Origin of the sequence: Streptomyces sp. CWNU-52B (assembly GCF_047444975.1) — a bacterium.
Lineage (GTDB): Bacteria > Actinomycetota > Actinomycetes > Streptomycetales > Streptomycetaceae > Streptomyces.
In genome coordinates this window covers 1-23,820 of record NZ_JBLFJV010000007.1, presented here as the reverse complement: position 1 = coordinate 23,820, position 23,820 = coordinate 1, and the positions used below count along the sequence as shown (strand labels likewise).

The window sequence follows — 23,820 nt, the reverse complement described above, 5'->3', positions numbered from 1 at the left end:
GGCCGCTCAGGCCTTCAACTTGTAGCCGAAGCCGCGGACCGTCTCGATCCGGTCCTGGCCGATCTTCGTACGCAGCCGCTGCACATGGACGTCGACGACCCGGGTGTCGCCGCCCCAGCCGTAGTCCCACACCCGCTCCAGAAGCCTGTCGCGCGACAGGACCGTACCCGGTGCGGACGAGAACTCCAGCAGCAGACGCATCTCGGTGGGTGTCAGGGCCACCGGGGCACCGCCCCTGCGCACCTCCATGCCCTCCGTGTCGATCTCCAGCACGCCGGTGCCCGCGCCGAAGGTCAGCACACCGCCGGCCGGGACGGACGAGGTGCCGTCGGTCCCGTCGGCGGACCGCGGACCGCTCGCGTGGCCGAAGCGCCGCAGCACGGCCCGGATGCGCGCGACCAGCACGGCCCCGTCGAAGGGCTTGGTCACATAGTCGTCGGCGCCCGCCTCCAGGCCCAGGACGACGTCGATCGAGTCGGCGCGGGCCGACAGCATGATCACGGGAACGGTCGACTCGTCGCGGATCCGACGGCACAGCGACACCCCGTCGAGGCCCGGCACCATCACGTCGAGGAGCGCGATGTCGGGCCGGTCCGCCCGGAACGCCTCAAGGCCCGACAGCCCGTCGGGCATGGCGGTGACCACGAAGCCGTCGCGCTCCAGCGCGAGTTGGGTGGCCTCGCGGATGACGTCGTCGTCCTCGACGAACAGGACATGGGTCTGCTCTGCCATCCCGTGCTCTCAGTTTCTCGGTCTCGATCGCGGTCTCGGACGCGGTCTCGGTCGTGCTCAACTGGCCGGAGCCACCGTCTCGCCGCCCACGACCTTGCTGTAGTCGTTGTGCGTCCTGTCCTGCTCCGTGAAGCGTTTCGCCGTCCAGTGGTAGGTGATCACGACCTCGCCGGACGGATACGTCACCGAGTCGTCCTTCTCGTACACCTGCTGGGTGATCACCAGGTCGCCCCGGTCGATCTCCGCGTACACCGGAGGTTCCTCCGCCCGGAAGACGTTGCGGTACTCGCCGCTCTCCTCGCGGTACACGTACGAGCCGACGCCGACCGCGTCCCCGCAGGTCATCACGTTGATCACGATGTCGTCGGCGGAGCCGCCGGTGAGCTTGCCGTACGACACGTCGACGGGGTACTCGTCCCCGACGCACGGCTTCAGATCGCGCTTGACCGCCTCGCTGACCCCGGGGTCGGCCTCGACGAGACGGATCGCGTTCCCGCGGTCGGGCGTCGTGGAGGGCGAGACGGAGGGGGTCCTGGCGCTCCCGGCGACCGACTCGGAGAGGGCCGGGCCCTCGTCCCGGGCGCCGGTTCCGCCCGTACCGCAGCCGGACGCGAAAAGGCCGAGGGCGGCGAGCACGGCCACCGCCGTGATCACCGCCTTACGGTCCCCACGCGCCCTGGGGGCGTCCGTGTCTAGGCCGCGCAACGCTCCCGCTCCTCACGCTCCGGCACACGTACACCGAGCTCGTTGTCGTCGTTCTCGTCACCGGACCGGCGCTCCAGCTCCTCGCGGAGCCGGGCGAGCGCGCGGTGCAGTGTGCTCTTGACCGTGCCGGCCGACATACCGAGGGCGGCGGCGGTCTCCTCCGTGGACATCTGCTCCCAGTGTCGCAGCACGACCACACTGCGTTGCTTGGGAGCCAGCACCTTCATGATGTCCATCAGCAGCGCGCGGTCCGCGTGCTGCTCGGTGGAGTCGTCCACGCTCGCGTCCGGCAGCTGCTCGGTGGGGACCTCCTCCAGCTTGCGGGCCCGCCACCACTCCGTACGTGTGTTGATCATGACGCGGCGCAGATAGGCGTCGGCGAGACGCTTGTCCGCGATGCCGTCCCAGCGACCGTAGGTCCGCACCAGCGCGGTCTGCAGCAGGTCCTGGGCGTCGACAGGGTCGGGGACCAGGCGGCGTGCGCTGCGCAGCAGCGCGTCCTGCCGGGTACGTACGTACTCCTCGAACTCGAGCACCTCGCCGTGCGCCATTCCAACCGCCTCCGTCCCCGTTCCGACCTGTGTGCTGTCGGCTGTCCGTGGTCTGTCGTACCGCTGTTCCGCGGTACGACACCGAAGTTACGGACGTGTTGTCACGGGGTTGTCCGAGGGAGCCTTCGGGAAGCGCTCGGCTGTCCATAGGTTGTGTAACGGAAGTAGGAGATGGTTAAAGCGGGTTGGTGACTGGGGCGGGTACGGGGTGATTTGCCCGCTGCGGGGCGGCGCCGGGCACCGGGCGGCTGTTACGGAGCCGGCGGAACCTGTGGGCCGGATGTGTGTGGGGGCCGGTCCGCGGGTCAGCTCTGCGGGAGCCGGTACAGGCCGTCGGCGAGGGGCTCGACCAGTCCGTCCGCGACCAGCCCGTCCAGGGCGCGGGCCCGCTGCACGGGCTCCTCCCAGACGCGGTCGAGGGCCGACTGCGGGACAGGCGCGGAGGCGTCCCGCAGTACGGCGAGCAGCCGGCCGCGCACCTGCCGGTCCGTGCCCGCGTAGGTCTGGCCGCGCCGCGGCGGCCCGTCGTGCGCGGGCTTGCCGGCCAGCCGCCAGGTGCACTGGGCCGCGATCGGGCACCGTACGCACGTCTCGTTCTTCGCGGTGCAGACGAGCGCGCCCAGTTCCATGGAGGCGGCGGCCCACAGCGAGGCCGTGCGGTCGTCGTCGGGCAGCAGGGTGCGGGCGAGCCTGCGTTCGGCGGCGGTCGTGGCGTTCGGCGGGTACTGGACCCCGGTGACGGCCCGCGCGAACACCCGCCGCACGTTCGTGTCGAGGACGGCGTGCCGCTGCCCGTACGCGAAGGAGGCCACCGCCGCCGCCGTGTACTCGCCGATGCCGGGCAGCGCCAGCAACTGCGCGTGCTCCGTGGGTACGTCGCCGCCGTGGCGCTCCGTTATGGCGACCGCGGCGCCGTGCAGGCGCAGTGCGCGGCGGGGATAGCCGAGCCGGCCCCAGGCGCGGACGGCCTCGCCCGGCGCGTCCGCGGCGAGGTCGGCGGGCCGCGGCCAGCGGGCGAGCCACTGCTCGTACACGGGGAGCACCCGGCTCACCGGTGTCTGCTGGAGCATGAACTCGCTGACCATCACCCCCCACGGTCCCGCGTCGGGCCGCCGCCACGGGAGGTCGCGCGCGTTCTCCTCGAACCAGTCGATGACGGGCGCGTGCAGGTCGTCGCCGACGGTCTCGGAGGGGTCGGCCTGGGCGTGGGATGAGGGTTTCGTGGGCGCAGTCATGGCACGTCCGATTCTCCCATGCGGCGGTGCGCGCGGAGGTTCGGCCGGGGCGCGTCGTGTGTTGCTGCGGGCACCGGGTCCGTCGTGGGCTGATGATCGGAAAAAGTTGGGGTGGTTGACGGCGGGTGGGGCCAGTGAACTGCCGGATCTCTCGTAAGGTTGCGGCGTGGGATCTATGCGCAATCCGGTCGGGCCGCTTCCCTCCTCCATCTACTGGCGGCGGAGGGCCATTCTGGCGTCCATGGTCGCGGTGTTGGCACTGTTGATCACGTGGGTGGTCACCTCCGGGGGCGGTGGCGGCGGCAAGGACGACGCCGACGGGGCCAACGGCAAGAACCCCACCGCGTCGATCACCCCCGGCCCTGCCGGGTCGGACCCCGCGATCAGCCAAGCGCCGGGCGGGCGTGACGAGTCGAGCGACGGGGGCTCCGGCGGCTCCGGGGACTCGGACGGCTCGGGAGACTCCGAGGGCTCCGGCGGTTCGGCGGGTTCCGGCGGAGCCGGTTCGGGTTCCGGCGGCGGTGGCACGGGGGGCGGCACCGGCGGCGGCACCGGCGGCGGTGGCTCGGGGGACACGGTCCCGGCGGGGTCCAGCCTGCCCGACTGCACGGCCGGCTCGGTCACATTGCGGCTGCGCAGCGTGCACAACTCCTACTCGCCCGACGAGAAGCCCGAGTTCGAGCTGATCGCGAAGAACTCGTCCAACAGCGACTGCAAGCTCGATCTCGGGCCGAAGGGCGCGGTCCTGACGATCACTCAGGCGGAGAGCGACGACGAGATCTGGTCCTCGTCCGACTGCCCGACGGGCGCCGCGCGGGTCCTGTTCCGCGTCCCGGCGAACGACCAGGTGATCCGCACGGTCGAATGGAACCGCAAGGCGAGCGCGGCCCGATGCGCCACCCCACCGCCGCTCTCGGCCACCCCGGGCACGTACTTGGTGGAAGCCAAGACCTCAGACCTCCCCAAGTCCCAGACATCCTTCGTCCTGAAAAAGGACTAACCCCCACGACGCCAACGCCCAAAACCCAAGCGGCCCGCCCGCCCACCTGGGGGCGCGGGGAACGGCGCGCTCAGCCCACACGCTGCCGACGCCTAAGACACAAGCGGCACGCCCGCCCACCCAGGGGCGCGGGGAACGGCGCGCTCAACCCCCACGGTGCCGACGCTTAAAACCCAAGCGGCACGCCCGCCTACCCGGGGGCGCGGGGAACTGCGCGCTCAACCCCCACCGGCCCGGTGGTGACAACACACCCAAGGCCACCCCCACCCAGGGGCGCGGGGAACTGCGCACTCAACCCCCACCGACCCGGCGGTCACAACACAACCCCGGGCCGGTCCAACCCACCAACCTGCCAAACCGCCGGACGGCTACACGTAACGCTCGAGAATCGACGACTCAGCCAACCGCGAAAGCCCCTCCCGCACACTCCGAGCCCGAGCCTCCCCCACCCCGTCCACGGTCTGCAGATCATCCACACTCGCGGCGAGCAACTTCTGCAGCCCCCCGAAGTGCTCGACCAGCCGGTCGATGATCGCCCCCGGCAGCCGCGGCACCTTCGCCAACAACCGGAACCCGCGGGGCGACACCGCGGAGTCGAGCGCCTCGGGCGACCCCGTGTACCCCAACGCCCGCGCCACGGTGGGCATCTCCAGCAGCTCCGCATGGCTGAGCGCGTTCAGTTCGAAGAGCGCCTCGTCCACCGTGCGAGAACGCTTCGCGGTCGGCTCGGGCACATAGTCCCGCACGACGAGCTCCCGCTCGGGCTCGACCCCGGCGATCAACTCGTCCAACTGCAGGGACAGCAGCCGCCCGTCCGTCCCCAGCTCCACCACGTACTCCGCGATCTCCGTGGCGATCCGGCGCACCATCTCCAGCCGCTGGGCCACCGCCGACACGTCCCGGACGGTGACAAGGTCCTCGATCTCCAGCGCGGACAACGTGCCCGCGACCTCGTCGAGGCGGAGCTTGTACCGCTCCAGCGTGGCCAGCGCCTGGTTCGCGCGGGAGAGGATCGCGGCCGAGTCCTCCAGGACCCGCCGCTGCCCGTCCACGTACAGCGCGACCAGGCGCATGGACTGGGACACGGAGACGACGGGGAAGCCGACCTGCTTGCTCACCCGGTCCGCCGTGCGGTGCCGGGTGCCCGTCTCCTCGGTGGGGATCGTCGGGTCGGGGACCAGCTGCACACCGGCCCGCAGGATCTTGGTGATGTCCTTGTCCAGGACGATGCCGCCGTCGAGCTTGCACAGCTCGCGCAGCCGCGTCGCGGTGAACTCGACGTCCAGCACGAATCCGCCGCTGCACATCGCCTCGACGGTCTTGTCCCAGCCGAGCACGATGAGCCCGCCGGTGTTGCCGCGGAGGATTCTCTCCAGGCCGTCACGCAGCCCTGTGCCGGGTGCCACTGCGCTGAGAGACGTGCGCATCAGGCCATCGGCACCGGAAATCCCGCCGGACTTGCCGGGAACTGCTGCCCGGTCGTTGGCTGCCACTGCACTCCTCCGGTCGCAGGCTTTTGAGGGCGCCCTCGGTTCGTACGGACGGGCGAGACCTGGGCAAAGTCTACCGGCGCTCTTCCTCGTCCCGTGGGGCCTCTCGCCGACGCGACCTCGGGAGGACCCGGAGCGCGTCCCCCATGTCGGCGACTTCCAGGACCTTCATACCGGCGGGGACCTTGCCGGGATCGCTCGGAACGAGGGCGTGGGTGAAGCCCAGCCGGTGGGCTTCGGCAAGTCTGCGCTGCACGCCCGTGACCCGTCTGACCTCGCCCGCGAGCCCCACCTCACCGATCGCCACGAGGTTCTGCGGGAGCGGGGTGTCGCTCGCCGCGCTGGCCAGCGCCAGCGCGATCGCGAGGTCCGCGGCCGGTTCGGACAGTTTCACGCCACCGACCGTCGCGGTGTAGATGTCCCGCTTCCCGAGCGCGCTGATCCGGCCGCGCTGCTCCAGGACGGCGAGCATCATCTGGACCCGGGAGGTCTCCAGACCGGAGGTCGTCCGCCGCGGGGTGGGGATCTGCGTGTCCACGGTGAGCGCCTGCACCTCGGCGACCAGGGGGCGGCGGCCTTCGAGGGTGACGGTCAGGCAGGTGCCGGGGACGGGCTCGGTCCGGCGCGTGAGGAACAGCCCGGAGGGGTCGGCGAGCCCGGTGATCCCCTCGTCGTGCAGCTCGAAGCAGCCGACCTCGTCCGTGGTGCCGTACCTGTTCTTGACGCCCCGGACGAGCCGCAGGCGCGCGTGCCGGTCGCCCTCGAAGCTCAGGACGACGTCCACGAGGTGCTCCAGGAGACGCGGTCCCGCGATGGCGCCGTCCTTGGTGACATGGCCCACCAGGAGCGTGGCCATACCGCGCTCCTTGGAGGCGCGGATCAGCGCTCCGGCCACCTCGCGGACCTGGGACATGCCGCCGGGCGCTCCGTCGATCTCCGGAGAGGCCACCGTCTGTACGGAGTCGACGATGAGCAGGGACGGCTTCACCGCGTCCAGGTGGCCCAGGACCGCGGACAGGTCGGTCTCCGCCGCGAGATACAGATGGTCGTCGATCGCCTTGATGCGGTCGGCGCGCATCCGGACCTGGCTCGCCGACTCCTCACCCGTGATGTAGAGCGTGCGGTGCTCGTCGCTCGCCGCCTTGGCCGCCACGTCCAGCAGGAGGGTGGACTTGCCGACGCCCGGCTCGCCCGCCACCAGCACCACCGCGCCCGGTACGAGACCGCCGCCGAGCACCCGGTCCAGCTCGGGCACGCCGGTCGAGCGGGCGGTCGCCTGCCGGCCGTCGACCTGGCCGATGGGCAGCGCGGACGTGGTGACCCGGCCGGGGGAGGTCGTACGCACCCCGGGCGCGCCGTACTCCTCGACCGTCCCCCAGGCCTGGCACTCGGAGCAGCGGCCGAGCCACTTGGCCGTCTGCCAGCCGCACTCGGTGCAGCGGTAGGACGGCCGGTCCTTCGCGGTCTTCGTACGGGCAGCCATGACACGAACCGTAACCGGCGCCACTGACACGGGATGACGGCCTGTTCGCCACCCGACGCCGATAACGGGGCACCCTTCGCAAACCGGGCCGTGTCTCGGCAGGGGTGCGCCACGGAATACCGGGTTCCTGTCCTCTTATGAGGGATCGTTTCACCCGTACGGATTAAATGTGCGCAAGCATGAAGAAGGGGCCCATGCCTGGCGCCTACGGTCGCACGGGTGATGAGCAGCAGTCCCGAGACCTCGACCCGCACCACCGGCGCACACCGGGCGCACCGCGAGGCGCGCGACCGGGCGGCGGCGCGCACACTGGCGCGGCGCCCGTCGAACCGCTACGAGCCCTACCTGGACGGCCTGTTCACCTACTGTCTGTCCGTCCTGTGCGACCACGACACCGCGACGGCCGCTCTCGGGGACGCTCTCGCGCTCGCCGAGCGCCGGGGGCAGCGCGGCCCGGAGAAACCGGACGACCGCAGGGCCTGGCTGTACGCGCTCGCCCGCTGGTCATGCCTGCGCAAGCTCGCCGAGGCCAAGCAGAAACGTCATGGCAGCCATGGATCGGGCACCGCCCACGCGGCTCGGCCCACGGCCCGCCCCGTCGACGGGACGGCCGGCCGGACCGCGGCCCGGCCCGTCGACCGGCCCGCGGATCGGCTTACGGACCGAGCGGCCGGCCGGAGCGCCGGTCCCCTCGCGGACGAGGCGCACCGCCGCCGTCGCGAACTGGCCCTGCTGGCCTGGCCGGAGGCCGCGGGGACGACACCGGAGCAGCGTGAGGCGCTCGAACTCGCCGTGCGCCACCAGCTCGCCGCGCACGAGGTCGCCGCAGTCCTCGGCACGGCCCCGGGCGCCGCCAGGGAACTCCTCGCGGCGGCGGCCTGCGAGGTCGAGCGCACACGCGCGGCCCTGGCCGTCGTCGAGACCGGCACCTGCCCGGGGGTCGCCCGGCTCACCGGCGACAACCACCTCGTCCTCGGCACGGCCCTGCGCCATGAGCTGGTGCGGCACGTGGACGACTGCCCGCGCTGCCGCCGGACCGCCGAGCGCGCGGTGCCCGGATCCTGGCCGGGCACCAGCGTCACGCCCGCCGCGCTGCCCGTGCTGGAGGCCCCGCGCACGGCCCTCCACATGGCGATGGCGCACGTCCCGCGCGGGCGCGGGGGCGGTCCGCACTTCGACCGGCGCGGTTTTCCGATGGACCCGAAGGACCACGCGGCCCGCCGTGACCGGCTGCGCGCGCGTGCCGTCACGACCACGGTCGTCGCCACCGTCGTGGCGGCCCCCGTGCTCGCCCTGTGGGCGGCCTACCGGGGCGCGCCTCTCCTCGGCGAGGGCGCCGACGGGCGACCGGCCACCGCGACCGAGGCGCAGGGCTCCGAGGAACCCGGCAGCGGGGCCGCGGGGTACGAGAACGCCGGCAACGCCAGTACGCGGCCGGGCGCCCGCTTCACCCCGCGCAGCGGCTCGTCCGACGTCTCCGTGGAGGTCGTCAGCGTGACCCCGGGGCAGCAGCGGGGCGGTCTCTCCGTGGCGGCCGGCTCCCGTGGCGACACGACGCTGATCACACTCACGGCGACCGGCGGTTCACCGGTGCGGTGGTCCGCGTCCACCGGGGTGTCCTGGCTCTATCTGAGCCAGTCGGCGGGGACGCTCGCGCCGGGGGAGTCGCTGACGGTCAAGGTGTACGTCGACCATCTCCGCGAGCCGATCGGGGCCTGGAGCGCGCGGGTGTCGGTCGCGCCGGCGGGGGCGGTGGTCACGATCGACGGGTACGGGACGGCGGGGCCTTCGCGGCCGGGGCCTCGGCCGGATCCGCCGGCGCCCACGCCCCGGCCGTCCGGGTCCGCGGGGCCGTCCGAGCCGGGTCCGTCGCATCCGGGGCCCGGGCCGTCCGATCCCGGGCCGTCCGACCCTGGACCTGGGCCGTCCGAGCCGGGGCCGTCGGATCCTGGCCCCGGGCCCACGTCGCCCGGCCCTGGGCCCGGTCCTTCGGACCCGGAGCCGGATCCTCCGCCGGCTCCCACCGGGGGAGAGCCGAGTCCGTCGGGAAGCTGAGCGGGTCCGCTCCCGCGGGTGGGTTGGCCGGTGCGGGTCGGGTGTGGCTGGGCGCGCAGTTCCCCGCGCCCCTTAGGGGGTGCCGGGCTGGGGTTGTGTGTGTCTGCGGGTTTGTGGGGGCTGGGCGCGCAGTTCCCCGCGCCCCTTCAGGGCGCCCCTGACGGGGCGACCCCTCAGGGGGGCGGTCTCAGCGGTGTTTGTTGTTCGGGGTGGGTGGGTCTGCGGGGTGGGGGGCCAGTAGGGGGAGCTGGGACGACAGGCGCTGTTCGCAGAGTTCCGTGAGGCGGTCGTAGCCCGGCTTGCCCATCAGCTCGATCAGTTCCGGGCGGTACGAGACGTAGACCGGGTCTCCCGCGCCGTGCGCCGACGTCGCCGACGTGCACCACCAGTGCAGGTCGTGCCCGCCGGAACCCCACCCGCGCCGGTCGTACTCGCCGATCGACACCTGCAGCACGCGCGTGTCGTCGGGCCGGTCGATCCACTCGTACGTCCGCCGGACCGGCAGCTGCCAGCACACGTCCGGCTTGGTCTCCAGGGGCTCGCGGCCCTCCTTGACGGCCAGGATGTGCAGCGAACAGCCCATGCCACCGGCGAAACCGGGCCGGTTCTGGAAGATGCAGGACCCCTCGTACGGACGGGTCTGCCGGTCGCCGTCCTCGTCCGTCGAGACCCAGCCGGTCTCCGTCCCCACGTCGTGGTGCTGCCAGATGTCCGGCGTGAGCCTCGCCACATGCCCGGCGACGCGCTTCTCGTCGTCCTCGTCCGAGAAGTGCGCGCCCAGCGTGCAGCAGCCGTCGTCCGCGCGGCCCGCCTGGATGCCCTGGCAGCCGCTCCCGAAGATGCAGTTCCAGCGGGAGGTCAGCCAGGTCAGGTCGCAGCGGAAGATCTGCTCGTCGTCGGCCGGGTCCGGGAACTCCACCCATGCTCGCGCGAAGTCGAGCCCCTTCTCGTCGCCCTTCGGCGGCTTCGGAGCCTTCGTGGGTTTCACGGACTTCGTCGACTTCGTGGACTTCGCGGGCTTCGGAAGTTCTCCGGGTACGGATCCGGCGGCGGAATCCTTGGACGATTTGTCGCTCTTCGCCTTTTTCGTCTTTGGCACCAGTCCAGAGTAAGACGCCCGCGACCACTCTGAGGACGGCCGGGCGGCCCGAGCGCAGTAGCGTGCCGTACATGAGACTCGGTGTCCTGGACGTGGGTTCGAACACGGTGCACCTGCTGGTGGTGGACGCGCACCCCGGCGCGCGCCCGCTGCCCGCGCATTCGCACAAGGCGGAGCTGCGGCTCGCCCAACTCCTCGACGAGAGCGGCGCGATCGACTCCGAGGGCGTCGACAAGCTGATAGCCGTCGTCCAGGAGGCGCTGGAGGCCGCCGAGGACAAGGGCGTCGAGGACCTGTTGCCGTTCGCCACCTCCGCCGTGCGCGAGGCCCGCAACGCGGACGAGGTGCTGACCCGGGTGCGCGCCGAGACAGGGGTGGAGCTCCAGGTCCTCACCGGCGCCGAGGAGGCCCGGCTCACCTTCCTCGCGGCCCGCCGCTGGTTCGGCTGGTCGGCGGGGAAGCTGCTCGTCCTGGACATCGGCGGCGGTTCGCTGGAGATCGCGTACGGGATGGACGAGGAGCCCGACGCGGCGGCGTCGCTGCCGCTCGGCGCGGGCCGGCTGACCGCGGGGTGGCTGCCGACCGACCCGGCGGACCCCGCCGACATCAAGGCCCTGCGCCGCCATGTGCGGGCGCAGATCGCCCGTACGGTCGGGGAGTTCAGCCGGTTCGGCGCGCCCGACCATGTCGTGGCCACCTCCAAGACCTTCAAGCAGCTCGCCCGGCTCGCGGGTGCCGCGCGCTCGGCCGACGGCCTGTACGTCCAGCGCGAACTCAAGCGCCGCTCGCTGGAGGACTGGGTCCCACGCCTCGCCTCCATGACCGCCGCCGAGCGCGCGGAACTGCCCGGGGTGTCCGAGGGCCGGGCGAGCCAGCTCCTCGCGGGCGCGGTCGTCGCCGAGGGAGCGATGGACCTCTTCGGCGTGGAAACCGTGGAAATCTGCCCCTGGGCCCTGAGGGAGGGAGTAATCCTCCGCAACCTGGACCAGATGACCCCCCAATAAGCTTTAAGGGGCGCGGGGAACTGCGCGCCCAGCCCCCACAAACCCGCAGACACACGCAACCCCAGCCCGGCACCCCCTAAGGGGCGCGAGGAACTGCGCGCCCAACCCCCACCCACCCGCAGACACACACAACCCGAGCCCAGGTCCCCGCCCCAAACAACCCCGCCCCGCCACACCCGCCGAAGCCACCCCGTAACCTGTCCCCGTGGCAGAACCAGTCGTGCGCATCCCGGATGCGAAGGTCGCGCTGTCCACGGCCTCCGTCTACCCGGAGTCGACCGCGACGGCCTTCGAGATCGCCGCGCGCCTCGGCTACGACGGCGTCGAGGTCATGGTGTGGACCGACCCGGTCAGCCAGGACATCGAGGCCCTGCGCCGCCTCAGCGACTACCACCACGTCCCGATCCTCGCCGTACACGCCCCCTGCCTGCTCATCACCCAGCGCGTCTGGTCCACCGACCCGTGGACCAAGCTCCAGCGCGCCCGGGTCGCCGCCGACAGACTCGGGGCGAGCACGGTCGTCGTACACCCCCCGTTCCGCTGGCAGCGCCAGTACGCCCGTGACTTCGTCACCGGTATCTGGCAGATGGCGAACGAGACGGACGTACGGTTCGCCGTCGAGAACATGTACCCCTGGCGCTACCGCGACCGCGAGATGCTCGCGTACGCGCCCGACTGGGACGTGACGAAGGACGACTACCGCCACTTCACGATCGACCTGAGCCACACCGCGACGGCCCGTACGGACGCGCTCCAGATGGTCGACCGCATGAGCGACCGCCTCGGCCACGTCCACCTCGCCGACGGCAGCGGCTCCATCAAGGACGAGCACCTCGTCCCAGGCCGCGGCACCCAGCCCTGCGCCGAGCTGCTCGAACGCCTCGCCCTGTCCGGCTACGACGGCCATGTCGTCATCGAGGTCAACACCCGCCGCGCCATGTCCAGCGCCGAGCGCGAGGCCGATCTGGCGGAGGCCCTCGCCTTCACCCGGCTCCACCTGGCCTCGGCGGTCAGGGTCCCGCGTCCATGACCGCCGCCGCCCCCCGCAGACGGGGCCGCCCCTCCCGTACGGACTCCGCGGACGCCCCCGCGGCCCGCGACCGCATCCTGGCGGCGGCCCGCGAGGAGTTCTCCGAGCGCGGTTACGAGAAGACGTCCGTACGCGGCATCGCCAGGGCGGCCGGCGTGGACTCGGCGCTGGTGCACCACTACTTCGGTACCAAGGAGCAGGTCTTCCAGGAGGCCGTCGAGACGGTCTTCGCCCCCGCGCTCAGAGCCCCCGACGTGATCTTCAACGGGCCGTCCGACGAGCTCGGCGAGCGCTTCGCCCGGTTCCTCCTCGGGGTCTGGGAGAACCCGGTGACCCGTACCCCGCTGCTCGCGGTCGTGCGCTCCGCCGTGAACAACGACGTCGCGGCCGCGGTCTTCCGCCGGCTCATCGCCGGCCAGCTGCTGCGCAGGGTCGCCGGACAGCTCGACCTGCCCGACGCCCAGCTGCGCGCCGAGCTGGCGGCCGCGCAGCTGATCGGGGTCGCGATGATGCGCTACGTGATCAAACTGGAGCCCATCGCCTCGGTGGACCTGGAACAGATCATCGCCAGGGTGGGCCCGGTCGTCCAGGGCCATCTCACCGACCCCTGAACCACCCCCGCCCGCGCCCCCGCCACGGCCCCCCACTGCCGGCGAACCGAAAGCCGAGACCGCGGTCCCGCATTCCGGACGCCATGTCCGAACCCTGGATGACCGGCGTACGCTCGACCGCAGTCAACACTCTCCGAAGGAGCGAGCGACGATGCCCGAGCTGAGGTCCCGCACAGTCACCCACGGCCGCAATATGGCGGGCGCACGCGCCCTTATGCGCGCCTCCGGTGTACCGGGCGCGGACATCGGCCGCAAGCCGATCATCGCGGTCGCCAACTCCTTCACGGAGTTCGTGCCCGGCCACACCCACCTCCAGCCGGTCGGCCGGATCGTGAGCGAGGCCATCACGGCCGCGGGCGGCATTCCGCGCGAGTTCAACACGATCGCCGTCGACGACGGCATCGCGATGGGCCACGGCGGCATGCTCTACTCCCTGCCGTCCCGCGACCTGATCGCGGACAGTGTGGAGTACATGGTGGAGGCCCACTGCGCCGACGCCCTGATCTGCATCTCGAACTGCGACAAGATCACCCCCGGCATGCTGATGGCGGCCCTGCGCCTGAACATCCCGACGGTCTTCGTCTCCGGCGGCCCCATGGAGTCCGGCCGTGCCACGCTGGTCGACGGCACGGTCCGCACGCTCGACCTGGTCGACGCGATCTCCGACGCCGTGAACGACAAGATCTCGGACGACGACATTCTCCGTATCGAGGAGAACGCCTGTCCGACCTGCGGTTCGTGTTCCGGCATGTTCACCGCCAACTCCATGAACTGCCTGACCGAGGCCATCGGCCTGTCCCTCCCCGGCAACGGCTCGGTCCTCGCCACGCACACGGCCCGCAAGGGCCTGTACGAGGACGCGGCGCGCACGGTCATGGACATCACCCTGCGCTACTACGAGCAGGACGACGAGTCGGTCCTGCCGCGCAACGTCGCCACCATCGCGGCCTTCGAGAACGCCATGGCCCTCGACATCGCCATGGGCGGCTCGACCAACACGATCCTGCACCTGCTGGCCGCCGCCGAGGAGGGCGGCGTCCCGTTCGGCCTGGACGAGATCAACGCGGTCTCGCGCCGCGTGCCGTGCCTGGCCAAGGTCGCCCCGAACGTGGCGAAGGACCGTACGTACTACATGGAGGACGTGCACCGGGCCGGCGGCATCCCCGCCCTGCTCGGCGAGCTCCACCGCGCCGGCCTCCTGAACGAGGACGTGCACGCGGTGCACAGCCCCTCCCTCTCGGACTGGCTCAAGACCTGGGACATCCGCGCCGGCTCGCCCTCCCCGGAGGCCGTGGAGCTGTGGTACGCGGCGCCCGGCGGCGTCCGCTCGTCCGAGGCCTTCTCCCAGTCCGAGCGCTGGGCGGCCCTCGACGAGGACGCGGAGGGCGGCTGCATCCGCTCGGCGGAGCACGCGTACTCCAAGGACGGCGGCCTCGCGGTCCTCAAGGGCAACCTCGCCGTCGACGGCTGTGTCGTGAAGACGGCCGGGGTGGACGAGTCGATCTGGACCTTCGAGGGACCCGCGGTCGTCTGCGAGTCGCAGGAGGAGGCCGTCGACAAGATCCTCAAGAAGGAGATCACGCACGGCGACGTCGTGGTCATCCGCTACGAGGGCCCCAGGGGCGGCCCCGGTATGCAGGAGATGCTCTACCCGACCTCGTTCCTGAAGGGCCGCGGTCTGGGCAAGACCTGCGCCCTGGTCACCGACGGACGCTTCTCCGGTGGCACGTCCGGTCTGTCCATCGGGCACGCGTCGCCCGAGGCGGCGTCCGGCGGCACCATCGCCCTCGTCCGGGACGGCGACCGCGTCCGTATCGACATCCCGGGCCGCAGTATCGAGCTCCTGGTCTCCGACGAGGAACTGGCCGTGCGACGCGAGGCGCTCGGGGGTGTGTACGCCCCGGTGGCGCGCGAGCGCAAGGTCTCGGCGGCGTTGCGTGCGTACGCGGCGATGGCGACGAGTGCGGACCGGGGGGCGGTCCGCGACGTCTCCAAGCTCGGCTGAGCGCTGCCGTGCCGCGCCGCGGGGTTGGCCGTCTGAGGGTGCGGGTCGGTGGGGGCTGGTCGCGCAGTTCCTCGCGCCCCTGACGGGGCTGGGCGGGGTGCTGATTCCGGTGTACCGGGCGGCGGGTTCGTGGTCGTCTGGTGGTCGTCTGAGGGTGCGGGTCGGTGGGGGCTGGTCGCGTAGTTCCTCGCGCCCCTGACGGGGCGGGGCCGCTGCTCGGATTGCCGCGGTGAGGGTTGGTCGCGCAATTCCCCGCGTGCTCGGATTCCCGTTTACCAGTCGGCGGGCTTGTGGTCGGTCAAGGCGAAGACCGTGCCGTCCGGGGCGCCTGCGAAGACCTTGTCGGCCATGACCACCGGCACGGGCAGTTCGGACACGACCCGTGCCGTGTCGCCGCCCAGGCGGGGGCGGGTCTGGCCCAGCGGCTCACCGTTGCGGGCGTCCGTGGCGAGCAGGCGGCCGTCAGGAGCGGTGAGGTACACCTGGTCGCCCGCGAGTGACACCACCGGCCGCGACGGGCGGCTCACCGACGTCTCCAGCCGCCACAGCTCCGAGCCCGGCCCGCCCCGGCCCGTGTCGACGGCCACGAGCGAGCCGCCCACATCGCTGAGGTACACGACTCCGCCGCTCTGTGCGGCGGAGGCCCGGTCGAGCGGGGTCGGCAGGGACACCCTGCGGGCTGTCCGCTTCCCGCTGTCGAACCGGACGACCGCGTCGACCAGTTGGGCGCCGTTCGTCGACAGGAGGTACAGGGCCCCCGCCGGCGCGGAGAACGGGCTCAGGTTCCCGGCCGCCGACCTCGTCCACAGCACCGCGCCGCGCTCCGCGGACACCGCGCTCACCCGCGTGCTGGTCCCGTCGTCGGAGGGCGTCACCGCGTAGAAGACCCCCGACCCGGCCGGGCCGCCGATCCACTGGGTGCCGACGCCGCCGATCCGCTCGCTCCAGCGCTCCTTGCCCGTCGCACTGCCCAACGCCCGCACGGCGCCGTGCTGACCGACGAGGAGCGTGGTGTCCGCACCGTGCACGACGGCCGCGTACGCGGACACGTCCACGTCCCAGCGCGGTTCCCCCGACCGGGGATCGAGGGCTTCGAGGCGGTCGCCGCTCGTGACGTGCAGCAGTCCGCCCGACACCGCAGGCGGTGCCTTCGTCTCGGCCGAACCGGCACCGCTGCCGACAGCACCGCCGCCGGTGCCCGCCGCGTCCGTGGCGCCCTCGGACTTGTACGACCACATGACCCGGCCGTTCGCGGGGTCGAGCCGCGCCGCCCGGATCCCGGGGGCCGAGCAGTAGAGGGCGCCCCCACCCGACGTACAGACAGGCGGTGTGTCCCGTGCCCCGGCCGCCGCCGCGCCGTCGAGTGACGTGCTCCAGGGCCGGAAGTCCTCGGGGCCCGCCTTGGCGGAATCGGCCGCGGGCGTGCCGGAGGAGGTCAGCTCCTGGAGGCTGAGGGCACCCGTGACGGTCAGCACCAGTGCGACGCCGACCAGCAGGCCGGCTCTGAGGCGGCGGCGGGCACGCGCCACGGCGACCGGCGCCTCGCCCGCCGGGCCGGCCGATGCGTCGGCCGGCGTGTCCGCCGGTTCCCGCGGCGGTCTCCCGGTGAGGTGTGTCTCCTCCGGAGGGCGTCGCTGGGCCGGTATGCGGGGCGCGGAGCCAGGTCCCGAAGCGGGCACGGGGGCCGGCACCGGCTGCCGCAGGGCGTCCATCACCTCGGCCGGCAGGGGCCGTTCGTCCGGATCCTTCGCGAGGCAGCGCAGTATCAACGGCACCAGGTCGTCCGGGACGCCCGCCAGATCCGGTTCGTTGTGCACCACCTGGTACGCGACGATGTACGGACTGTCGGAGTCGAACGGGCCCCGGCCGGTCGCCGCGTGGGCCAGCACGGCACCCATCGCGAACACGTCGGCGGCCGGTCCGACCTCCCTCGGCCGCTGGAACTGCTCGGGCGCCATGAACGGCGGCGAGCCGATCAACTTCCCGGTCTCCGTACGCAGATCACTGTCCGTCGGACGCGAGATGCCGAAGTCGATGACCTTGGGGCCGTCGGGCGCGAGGAGCACGTTGCTCGGCTTCAGATCGCGGTGGACCACGCCGGCCCGGTGAATGTCACGGAGCGCCTCGGCCAGTCCTGCCCCGAGCCTGCGCAGCTCGCGCGACTCCATCGCGCCGTTCCGCTTCACCTGTTCGGAGAGGGTGGGGCCGGGGATGAACAGGGTCGCCATCCACGGCAGTTCGGCATTCGGGTCGGCGTCCACCACGGGGGCGGTGAAGGCCCCGCTCACCCGCCGGGCGGCGCTCACCTCCTGCCGGAAGCGTGCCCTGAACTCGGGATCCGCCGCGTACTGGGCGTGCACGACCTTGACCGCGAGCCGTAGCCCGGAAGCGGACGTCGCGAGGTGCACCACTCCCATGCCGCCCGCGCCCAGGCAGGACTCCAGGCGGTACTGCCCGGCGTGGTCCGGGTGTTCCGCTTCTGGTCCGGGTCCGAAACTGCGCAGCGGGGCCATGGCCCACCCCCGTGTCTGTGTCCGCCAAGCGCGACGCACGGAGCCTAGTCGATGGTGCGGTTGATGTCGGACGCGCTTGCTAGCCTGCGCGGGTCGCGGGTGAGAACCGCGAAACGCAGGAGATCACCGAGCAGGAACGACACCAACTGGGGGAGCAGCCATGGCTGTTGACGAAGGCACGAGCACAGTCGGAGAAAGAGCCGAGACCACCGGGAGTACCGAGACCACCGGGACCGCCGGGAACACACAGAGCGCCGACAGCGCCGAGAGCACCGCCGGCGTGGGGACGCTGGCGGTCCGCTACCCGGTGGCTCCGGGCGTCCGGCTGAACGTCCGCAGCGGCCCCGGCACGCAGTACCAGCTCATCAAGGTGCTGCCGCTGGACGCCAGCGTCCCGATCAACTGCCAGAAGCCCGGCGAGTGGGTGACCGGCACGTACGGCACGACGAACATCTGGGACAACATCGCGAACGGCCAGTACGTCTCCGACGCGTACGTCCGCACGGGCAGCGACGGTTACGTGGCCCCGCGCTGCGCCTGATCCCACCGCGCGCCCCGGCCCACCGACCGCGAAACGGCGGGCCGGGGCGTCGCCGCCGGCGGCCCGAGGCGACAATCGAGCCGTGAGCGACGAACCAGACACCACCCCCGCGGGCCACGGCCCCGCCCCGGCCGCCGGTCCCGCCGTGGGCCCCCGCCCCGAACCGATCCGCTTCTTCGGAGCGACCTGGGTGGACCACGACGGCGGCTACGCGGCCCGCCGGGCGGCCGTGTCCTTCGGCTCGCTCGTCGCGATCGCGGTCAGCTGCCTGATCCTGCGCCTCGCGTACGAGGGTCTGGAGATCGCGGCCGTGGGCGGCTTCGTCGCCCTGCTGGTCGTGGTGATGTTCGCCGTCTGCGGCGTGCTCGCGTTCCGGCACACCTGGGCGGGCTACTCACGGCGCCATGACCCGGACACCCGGTCCGCCCTGCGGGGCCTGCTGGCCATCGGGTTCGTCGGCACCCTCGCCGCGTACTTCCTCCGCACGCTGTCGGAGGCCCCGGGCGAGCGGCTCCACCGCACCGAGTACGAGACGGCCCGTACCGCGTACGAACGCCGCACGTCCCGCCGCGACTCCCGCAAGAACTCCCGCCGCTGAGGGGAAGCCGCCCTACGGCCGCAACTCCTGACGGGGCCGGCTTCCCCGCCGGACACCCCCTCGCCGGACCCCCTCGCCGGTCACACCGCTCCGGACAGCCGAGTACGCCCCACTGTCCCCACCCCCGCACCCCGGTCACGATGTATCCATGACCGCCTCCCCCTCGCACACCGCCCACGCCCACTCCTTCAACACCGCAGCGGCCCAGTACGCGGCCAACCGCCCCTCCTATCCCCCCGCGCTCCTCGACACGGTCGAGCGAGCGGCGGCCCGTCCCCTCAAGGGCGCCCGGGTCGCGGACGTGGGCGCCGGTACGGGCATCTCCACCGCCCTCCTGCGGGCGCGCGGCGCGGAGGTCATCGCCGTCGAGCCGGGCGAGGGCATGGCGGCCCAGTTCCGCCAGGGGCTCCCCGACATCCCGATCGTCCGGGGCGACGGCGACTCGCTGCCCCTGGCGACCGGCTCCGTCGACCTCGTCACGTACGCCCAGTCCTGGCACTGGACGGCTCCGGCCCGCTCCCTCCCGGAGGCCATGCGCGTGCTGCGCCCCACCGGCGCGCTGGCCCTGTGGTGGAACATGTCCTCCCCCGACGTCCCCTGGCAGGCGGAACAGAGCCTGCGCATAGAGGAGTTCATCGGCGGTGACGTCTCCGAGCGGCGGGCCTCCGGCCGGCGCGCCCGTACGGAGGTCGTCTTCGCCGATGCCCCGTACGTACCGCCGTGCACCCGGTACGAAGTCCGCTGGAGCCGGACCGTGCCGCTGGACACCCACCTGGCCAACATCGGCAGCCACTCGGTCTTCCTGGTCCTGGGAGAAGAGGCGACGGCCGCGTTCTTCGCCGAGGAGCGCGAACACCTGCTGAGGGTTTTCCCGGACGGCCTGGTGGAGGAGAGGTACGAGGTCGTCCTGCTCGTCGTCCCCCGCTCCTGACCCGGACACGGACACGGACACGGACCCGACCCGGACCCGAGCCGCTCCTGACCCGGACCCGAGCCGCCCCTGAAACGACACGGCGCCCAGGCTTGACGGCTCCAGCGCCCGGGAGGATTATTCATCGCATGATGAATAATCCTCCCGGGCCCCCGGACCCCACACCGCAGAACCCGGGCCCGGAGCCGAATCCGGACCACGCCGCGGCGATCCACGCCGCCGCACTCACCGTCGTCCGAGGCCCCCGCCAGGTCCTCCGCGGACTCGACTTCGACGTCCCCCACGGCCAGATCACCGGCCTGCTCGGCCCCTCCGGGTGCGGCAAGTCCACCCTGATGCGGTCGATCGTCGGCACCCAGGCCAAGGTCACCGGCACCCTCGACGTCCTCGGCCTCCCCGCGGGCCACGCCACCCTGCGCTCCCGTATCGGCTACGTCACCCAAGCGCCCTCCGTCTACGACGACCTGACGGTCCGCCAGAACCTGGACTACTTCGCCGCGATCCTCGACCCCGGCCACACGGCCGCCGGCCGCCGCCACGAGAACGTCACGCACGCCATCTCCGACGTCGACCTCGGCTCCCACGCCGACGCCCTCGCGGGCAACCTCTCCGGCGGCCAGCGCAGCCGCGTCTCCCTCGCCGTGGCCCTCCTCGGCACCCCGGAACTGCTCGTCCTGGACGAACCCACGGTCGGCCTCGACCCCGTACTCCGCCGCGACCTGTGGCAGCTCTTCCACACCATCGCCGCCGACCGGGGCGCCACCCTCCTCGTCTCCTCCCACGTCATGGACGAGGCCGAGCGCTGCCACCGCCTGCTCCTGATGCGCGAGGGCGAGATCCTCGCCGACGACACCCCGGACGCCCTGCGCGCCCGGACCGGCTCCGACACCGTCGAGGCCGCCTTCCTCCACCTGGTCGACGAAGCGATCGCGGCCGGCCACCAGCCACGCAAGGAGCACGCCCGATGAGCAGCACGACCACCACCGCGCGTACGGGCCCGGCCGCGCGCTCCAAGCCGAGCGCGATCAGCCTCGCCCGCACCACCGCCACCGCGACCCGGGTCCTGAGCCAGCTCCGTCACGACCCGCGCACCATCGCGCTGATGATCTTCATCCCGTGCGTGATGCTTCTGCTGCTCCGCTACGTCTTCGACGGCAGCCCGCGCACCTTCGACTCCATCGGCGCCTCACTGCTCGGCATCTTCCCGCTCATCACGATGTTCCTGGTGACCTCCATCGCCACCCTGCGCGAACGCACCTCCGGCACCCTGGAACGCCTCCTCGCCATGCCGCTCGGCAAGGGCGACCTCATCGCCGGTTACGCCCTCGCCTTCGGGGCGATCGCCATCGTCCAGTCCGTCCTCGCCACCGGTCTCGCCGTGTGGGCCCTGGGACTCGACGTCACGGGCTCGTCCTGGCTGCTCCTCCTGGTCGCCCTGCTCGACGCCCTGCTCGGCACCGCTCTCGGCCTGTTCGTCTCGGCGTTCGCGTCCTCGGAGTTCCAGGCCGTCCAGTTCATGCCGGCCGTGATCTTCCCGCAGCTGCTCCTCTGCGGCCTGTTCACCCCGCGCCCCGCCATGCACCCCGTACTGGAGGGCGTCTCCAACGTCCTGCCCATGTCGTACGCCGTCGACGGCATGAACGAGGTTCTCAAGCACACCGACGTCACGGCCAACTTCATCCGTGACGCCCTGATCGTCGCGGCCTGCGCCGTCCTCGTGCTGACCCTGGGCGCGGCGACGCTCCGCCGCCGCACGACCTGACCCCGGTTCCGGTCCCGGCTCCGGAGGAGAAACGTGTCCCGCCCAGCGGACACCACGGCCCGCACCCGGGCCCCGGTGCGAGGATGGGCCCCGGACGACGCACCCCGGAGGGCAACCGAACATGACCCAGAAAGTCGCAGTGCTCGGCACCGGCAAGATCGGCGAGGCCCTGCTCAGCGGAATGATCCGAGCCGGCTGGGCCCCCACCGACCTGCTGGTCACGGCCCGCCGCCCCGAGCGCGCCAGGGAACTGGAGGAGCGCCACGGTGTCACCGCGGTCACCAACCAGGAGGCGGCCAAGTCGGCGGACACGCTGATCCTCACCGTCAAGCCGCAGGACATGGGCACCCTCCTCGACGAACTCGCCTCGAACGTCCCCGCCGACCGCCTGGTCATCAGCGGCGCCGCGGGCATCCCCACCTCATTCTTCGAGGAGCGCCTCGCCCCGGGCACCCCCGTCGTCCGCGTCATGACGAACACGCCCGCCCTAGTCGACGAGGCCATGTCCGTCATCTCCGCCGGCAGCCACGCCACCGCCGGGCACCTCGCCCACGCCGAGGAGATCTTCGGCGCCGTCGGCAAGACGCTCCGCGTCCCCGAGTCGCAGCAGGACGCCTGCACCGCGCTCTCCGGCTCGGGACCGGCGTACTTCTTCTACCTGGTCGAGGCCATGACGGACGCGGGCATCCTGCTCGGCCTGCCCCGCGACAAGGCGCACGACCTCATCGTCCAGTCCGCGATCGGCGCCGCCGTGATGCTCCGCGACAGCGGCGAGCACCCCGTGAAGCTCCGCGAGAACGTCACGTCACCCGCGGGCACCACGATCAACGCCATCCGCGAACTGGAGAACCACGGCGTACGAGCCGCTCTCATCGCCGCCCTGGAAGCCGCCCGCGACCGCAGCCGCGAGCTGGCCTCCGGCAACAGCTAGAGATCACCGGCAGGCAGCAGCCCGATCGCCCGGTACGCCGCGTCCACCCTGGGCCGCGCCAGGTCCCTGGCCTTCCGGGCACCCTCCCGCAGCACCCCTTCCACATACGCGGGATCGGCGCACAGCTCCTGATGCCTCCGCTGCACGGGCCGCAGCAGCTCCACCACGGCGTCGGCGGTGTCCTTCTTCAGGGCTCCGTACGACGCGTACGCACCGGCGAGGCCGTCCGGGTCCCCGCCCGTGCAGGCCGCGAGGATCTCCAGCAGGTTCGCGACCCCGGGCCGGGCCGCCCTGTCGTAGGCGACGTCCCGGCCGCTGTCCGTCACGGCCCGCAGGATCTTCTTCCGGACGGCGTCGGGCTCGTCGAGGAGATAGACGACCCCGGGCCCCACGTCGTCGGACTTCCCCATCTTCGACGTCGGGTCCTGGAGGTTCATGACCCGGGCGGCCACCTCCGGATGCGTGGCGCGCGGCACCACGAACGTCTGCCCGTACCGCTGGTTGAACCGCACCGCCAGATCCCGGGTCAGCTCCACATGCTGCGACTGGTCGTCCCCCACCGGCACCTCGTCGGTCCCGTAGGCCAGGATGTCCGCCGCCATCAGCACGGGGTACGTCAGCAGCGACAGCCGCACACTCCCGCCGCGGGCCCGCTCGGCGGCCGCCTTCTCCTTGTACTGGATCATCCGGCGCATCTCGCCGTCGGTCGCCACGCACTCCAGCAGATACGACAGCCGCGCGTGCTCATCCACATGACTCTGTACGAAGAGGGTGCACAGCGCAGGATCGAGCCCCGCGGCCAGCAACAGGGTGGCCGCCTGCCGACTGAGCCTGCGTACGCGCCCGGGATCGTGGTCCACGGTCAGCGCGTGCAGGTCGACGACGCAGAACAGCGCGTCGGCCTCGTGCTGGTCGACCGCGCTCCAGCGCCGCATCGCCCCCAGGTAGTTGCCCAGTGTCAGATGCCCGGTCGGCTTGATCCCGCTGAAGACCCGCTTCATTCCGCTACCTCCTGGTCGGGACCGCCACCACCGCCGGCCGGCGCTCCAGGAAGGAGAGACAAGAACGGCCGCCGAGGCGGCGGCCGTTGAGTACACGCGTATGTACGGCCGCCGTCAGGCGGCCCACCACAGTTGGGTGCACGCGTGTGTAGTCATGACAGCCAGGCTACGCCTCCGGAGTGGTCCCTGGCCTCAAGTTGACACGCCCTTGACCCCTGCGTAGTGTCCTCCGAGTTGTCCGACGTGAGTGCCTGCTTCGGTGGGTCCCCGGACAGCCATTCCGCAACAAGCAGAGAGCGATCGACGATCCGTCGTCGGTTCGTTCTGATGTGTGTTTGCGAATGAGGAATCCGCGTTCGAAAGGGCGCAACCCCGATTAGCTCGGGGGCCAGGATTCCGCTAAAGTCTCACTCGTCGGAACGGCCCAACAGCCGGGAGGACAGCCCACTTCGACTGGGAATCAGGCCCGAAAGGTTCTGGTAGAGTCGGAACCGCCGGAAAGGGAAACGCGAAAGCGAAAACCTGGAAAGCACCGAGGAAATC

General features: G+C 72.0%; 21 protein-coding genes. 12 read left to right on the top strand and 9 right to left on the bottom strand.

From position 1 onward, the window contains the following. Positions 1-6 precede the first annotated feature (6 nt). The 4 genes from cseB to ACLVWQ_RS09590 all read right to left on the bottom strand — a co-directional run bounded on the left by cseB (position 7) and on the right by ACLVWQ_RS09590 (position 3,223). Complete coding sequence (cseB, locus tag ACLVWQ_RS09605; protein WP_414107866.1) at positions 7-732, bottom strand: two-component system response regulator CseB; 726 nt, start codon at positions 730-732, stop codon at positions 7-9. Positions 733-789: 57 nt separating this feature from the next. Continuing rightward, positions 790-1,437 carry a hypothetical protein gene (locus tag ACLVWQ_RS09600; RefSeq protein ID WP_414107865.1) on the bottom strand — a complete coding sequence of 216 codons (648 nt, stop codon included), beginning with the start codon at positions 1,435-1,437 and terminating at the stop codon, positions 790-792. Beyond that, entirely contained in the window at positions 1,425-1,988 is a 564-nt protein-coding gene (locus tag ACLVWQ_RS09595; RefSeq protein ID WP_414107864.1) for a SigE family RNA polymerase sigma factor, read from the bottom strand. The genes ACLVWQ_RS09600 and ACLVWQ_RS09595 overlap by 13 nt, the downstream gene beginning before the upstream one ends. Before the next feature lie 305 nt (positions 1,989-2,293). Further along, the gene (locus ACLVWQ_RS09590) at positions 2,294-3,223 is read right to left on the bottom strand and encodes an A/G-specific adenine glycosylase (protein ID WP_414107863.1); all 930 of its coding nucleotides are present in this window, start codon (positions 3,221-3,223) and stop codon (positions 2,294-2,296) included. 166 nt (positions 3,224-3,389) lie between these two features. Between ACLVWQ_RS09590 and ACLVWQ_RS09585 the strand changes: the two genes are divergently transcribed. Continuing rightward, positions 3,390-4,223, top strand: a complete 834-nt coding sequence (locus tag ACLVWQ_RS09585) for a hypothetical protein (protein WP_414107862.1) — start codon at positions 3,390-3,392, stop codon at positions 4,221-4,223. A 368-nt stretch (positions 4,224-4,591) separates the two neighbouring features. On the opposite strand, the gene disA is transcribed toward ACLVWQ_RS09585, so the two are convergent. Both disA and radA read right to left on the bottom strand, forming a co-directional pair. Then, entirely contained in the window at positions 4,592-5,716 is a 1,125-nt protein-coding gene (gene disA / locus ACLVWQ_RS09580; RefSeq protein WP_414107861.1) for a DNA integrity scanning diadenylate cyclase DisA, read from the bottom strand. A 70-nt stretch (positions 5,717-5,786) separates the two neighbouring features. After that, positions 5,787-7,196: a DNA repair protein RadA gene (gene radA / locus ACLVWQ_RS09575; protein WP_414107860.1), complete on the bottom strand. Its 1,410-nt coding sequence runs from the start codon at positions 7,194-7,196 to the stop codon at positions 5,787-5,789. A 219-nt stretch (positions 7,197-7,415) separates the two neighbouring features. On the opposite strand from radA, the gene ACLVWQ_RS09570 reads away from it, so the two are divergent. Next, positions 7,416-9,251 (top strand): BACON domain-containing protein, encoded by a 1,836-nt coding sequence (locus tag ACLVWQ_RS09570; protein WP_414107859.1) that lies wholly within the window; start codon positions 7,416-7,418, stop codon positions 9,249-9,251. A 187-nt stretch (positions 9,252-9,438) separates the two neighbouring features. Here ACLVWQ_RS09570 and ACLVWQ_RS09565 read toward each other — a convergent pair whose 3' ends face one another. Then, positions 9,439-10,350: a hypothetical protein gene (locus ACLVWQ_RS09565; protein WP_414107858.1), complete on the bottom strand. Its 912-nt coding sequence runs from the start codon at positions 10,348-10,350 to the stop codon at positions 9,439-9,441. Between the two features lie 71 nt (positions 10,351-10,421). Between ACLVWQ_RS09565 and ACLVWQ_RS09560 the strand changes: the two genes are divergently transcribed. The 4 genes from ACLVWQ_RS09560 (at position 10,422) to ilvD (ending at position 15,000) form a co-directional block, all read left to right on the top strand. Beyond that, complete coding sequence (locus ACLVWQ_RS09560) at positions 10,422-11,354, top strand: Ppx/GppA family phosphatase (RefSeq protein WP_414107856.1); 933 nt, start codon at positions 10,422-10,424, stop codon at positions 11,352-11,354. 205 nt (positions 11,355-11,559) lie between these two features. Beyond that, the gene (locus tag ACLVWQ_RS09555; protein ID WP_414107855.1) at positions 11,560-12,384 is read left to right on the top strand and encodes a sugar phosphate isomerase/epimerase family protein; all 825 of its coding nucleotides are present in this window, start codon (positions 11,560-11,562) and stop codon (positions 12,382-12,384) included. After that, positions 12,381-12,995: a TetR family transcriptional regulator gene (locus ACLVWQ_RS09550; protein WP_414107853.1), complete on the top strand. Its 615-nt coding sequence runs from the start codon at positions 12,381-12,383 to the stop codon at positions 12,993-12,995. The genes ACLVWQ_RS09555 and ACLVWQ_RS09550 overlap by 4 nt, the downstream gene beginning before the upstream one ends. A gap of 151 nt (positions 12,996-13,146) precedes the next feature. After that, the gene (gene ilvD / locus ACLVWQ_RS09545) at positions 13,147-15,000 is read left to right on the top strand and encodes a dihydroxy-acid dehydratase (RefSeq protein ID WP_414107852.1); all 1,854 of its coding nucleotides are present in this window, start codon (positions 13,147-13,149) and stop codon (positions 14,998-15,000) included. Between the two features lie 272 nt (positions 15,001-15,272). Here the strand turns inward: ilvD and ACLVWQ_RS09540 are convergent, their stop codons facing one another. Continuing rightward, positions 15,273-17,513 (bottom strand): protein kinase domain-containing protein, encoded by a 2,241-nt coding sequence (locus tag ACLVWQ_RS09540; RefSeq protein ID WP_414107850.1) that lies wholly within the window; start codon positions 17,511-17,513, stop codon positions 15,273-15,275. A 160-nt stretch (positions 17,514-17,673) separates the two neighbouring features. Between ACLVWQ_RS09540 and ACLVWQ_RS09535 the strand changes: the two genes are divergently transcribed. From ACLVWQ_RS09535 to proC, 6 genes are all read left to right on the top strand, one after another. Then, the gene (locus tag ACLVWQ_RS09535; protein ID WP_414107849.1) at positions 17,674-18,054 is read left to right on the top strand and encodes a peptidase; all 381 of its coding nucleotides are present in this window, start codon (positions 17,674-17,676) and stop codon (positions 18,052-18,054) included. 82 nt (positions 18,055-18,136) lie between these two features. Next, entirely contained in the window at positions 18,137-18,652 is a 516-nt protein-coding gene (locus ACLVWQ_RS09530; protein ID WP_414107847.1) for an EamA/RhaT family transporter, read from the top strand. A gap of 148 nt (positions 18,653-18,800) precedes the next feature. Further along, positions 18,801-19,583: a class I SAM-dependent methyltransferase gene (locus tag ACLVWQ_RS09525; RefSeq protein WP_414107846.1), complete on the top strand. Its 783-nt coding sequence runs from the start codon at positions 18,801-18,803 to the stop codon at positions 19,581-19,583. Between the two features lie 128 nt (positions 19,584-19,711). Next, positions 19,712-20,551, top strand: a complete 840-nt coding sequence (locus ACLVWQ_RS09520) for an ABC transporter ATP-binding protein (protein WP_414107844.1) — start codon at positions 19,712-19,714, stop codon at positions 20,549-20,551. Beyond that, positions 20,548-21,345: an ABC transporter permease gene (locus ACLVWQ_RS09515; RefSeq protein ID WP_414107843.1), complete on the top strand. Its 798-nt coding sequence runs from the start codon at positions 20,548-20,550 to the stop codon at positions 21,343-21,345. The genes ACLVWQ_RS09520 and ACLVWQ_RS09515 overlap by 4 nt, the downstream gene beginning before the upstream one ends. A gap of 121 nt (positions 21,346-21,466) precedes the next feature. Continuing rightward, a complete protein-coding gene (gene proC, locus ACLVWQ_RS09510) occupies positions 21,467-22,276 on the top strand; it encodes a pyrroline-5-carboxylate reductase (RefSeq protein ID WP_414107841.1) in 810 nt (269 codons plus the stop codon). Here the strand turns inward: proC and trpS are convergent. Then, complete coding sequence (gene trpS, locus ACLVWQ_RS09505) at positions 22,273-23,277, bottom strand: tryptophan--tRNA ligase (RefSeq protein ID WP_414107840.1); 1,005 nt, start codon at positions 23,275-23,277, stop codon at positions 22,273-22,275. The two genes, proC and trpS, sit on opposite strands and share 4 nt — an antisense overlap. Between the last annotated feature and the right edge of the window lie 543 nt (positions 23,278-23,820).

Coding starts and splice junctions, on each gene's coding strand:
- ACLVWQ_RS09550 (WP_414107853.1), top strand. CDS start 12,381: ATGACCGCCGCCGCCCCCCGCAGACGGGGCCGCCCCTCCCGTACGGAC.
- ACLVWQ_RS09535 (WP_414107849.1), top strand. CDS start 17,674: ATGGCTGTTGACGAAGGCACGAGCACAGTCGGAGAAAGAGCCGAGACC.
- ACLVWQ_RS09595 (WP_414107864.1), bottom strand. CDS start 1,988: ATGGCGCACGGCGAGGTGCTCGAGTTCGAGGAGTACGTACGTACCCGG.
- ACLVWQ_RS09520 (WP_414107844.1), top strand. CDS start 19,712: ATGATGAATAATCCTCCCGGGCCCCCGGACCCCACACCGCAGAACCCG.
- cseB (WP_414107866.1), bottom strand. CDS start 732: ATGGCAGAGCAGACCCATGTCCTGTTCGTCGAGGACGACGACGTCATC.
- proC (WP_414107841.1), top strand. CDS start 21,467: ATGACCCAGAAAGTCGCAGTGCTCGGCACCGGCAAGATCGGCGAGGCC.
- radA (WP_414107860.1), bottom strand. CDS start 7,196: ATGGCTGCCCGTACGAAGACCGCGAAGGACCGGCCGTCCTACCGCTGC.
- ACLVWQ_RS09540 (WP_414107850.1), bottom strand. CDS start 17,513: ATGGCCCCGCTGCGCAGTTTCGGACCCGGACCAGAAGCGGAACACCCG.
- ACLVWQ_RS09525 (WP_414107846.1), top strand. CDS start 18,801: ATGACCGCCTCCCCCTCGCACACCGCCCACGCCCACTCCTTCAACACC.
- ilvD (WP_414107852.1), top strand. CDS start 13,147: ATGCCCGAGCTGAGGTCCCGCACAGTCACCCACGGCCGCAATATGGCG.
- ACLVWQ_RS09560 (WP_414107856.1), top strand. CDS start 10,422: ATGAGACTCGGTGTCCTGGACGTGGGTTCGAACACGGTGCACCTGCTG.
- ACLVWQ_RS09515 (WP_414107843.1), top strand. CDS start 20,548: ATGAGCAGCACGACCACCACCGCGCGTACGGGCCCGGCCGCGCGCTCC.
- ACLVWQ_RS09590 (WP_414107863.1), bottom strand. CDS start 3,223: ATGACTGCGCCCACGAAACCCTCATCCCACGCCCAGGCCGACCCCTCC.
- trpS (WP_414107840.1), bottom strand. CDS start 23,277: ATGAAGCGGGTCTTCAGCGGGATCAAGCCGACCGGGCATCTGACACTG.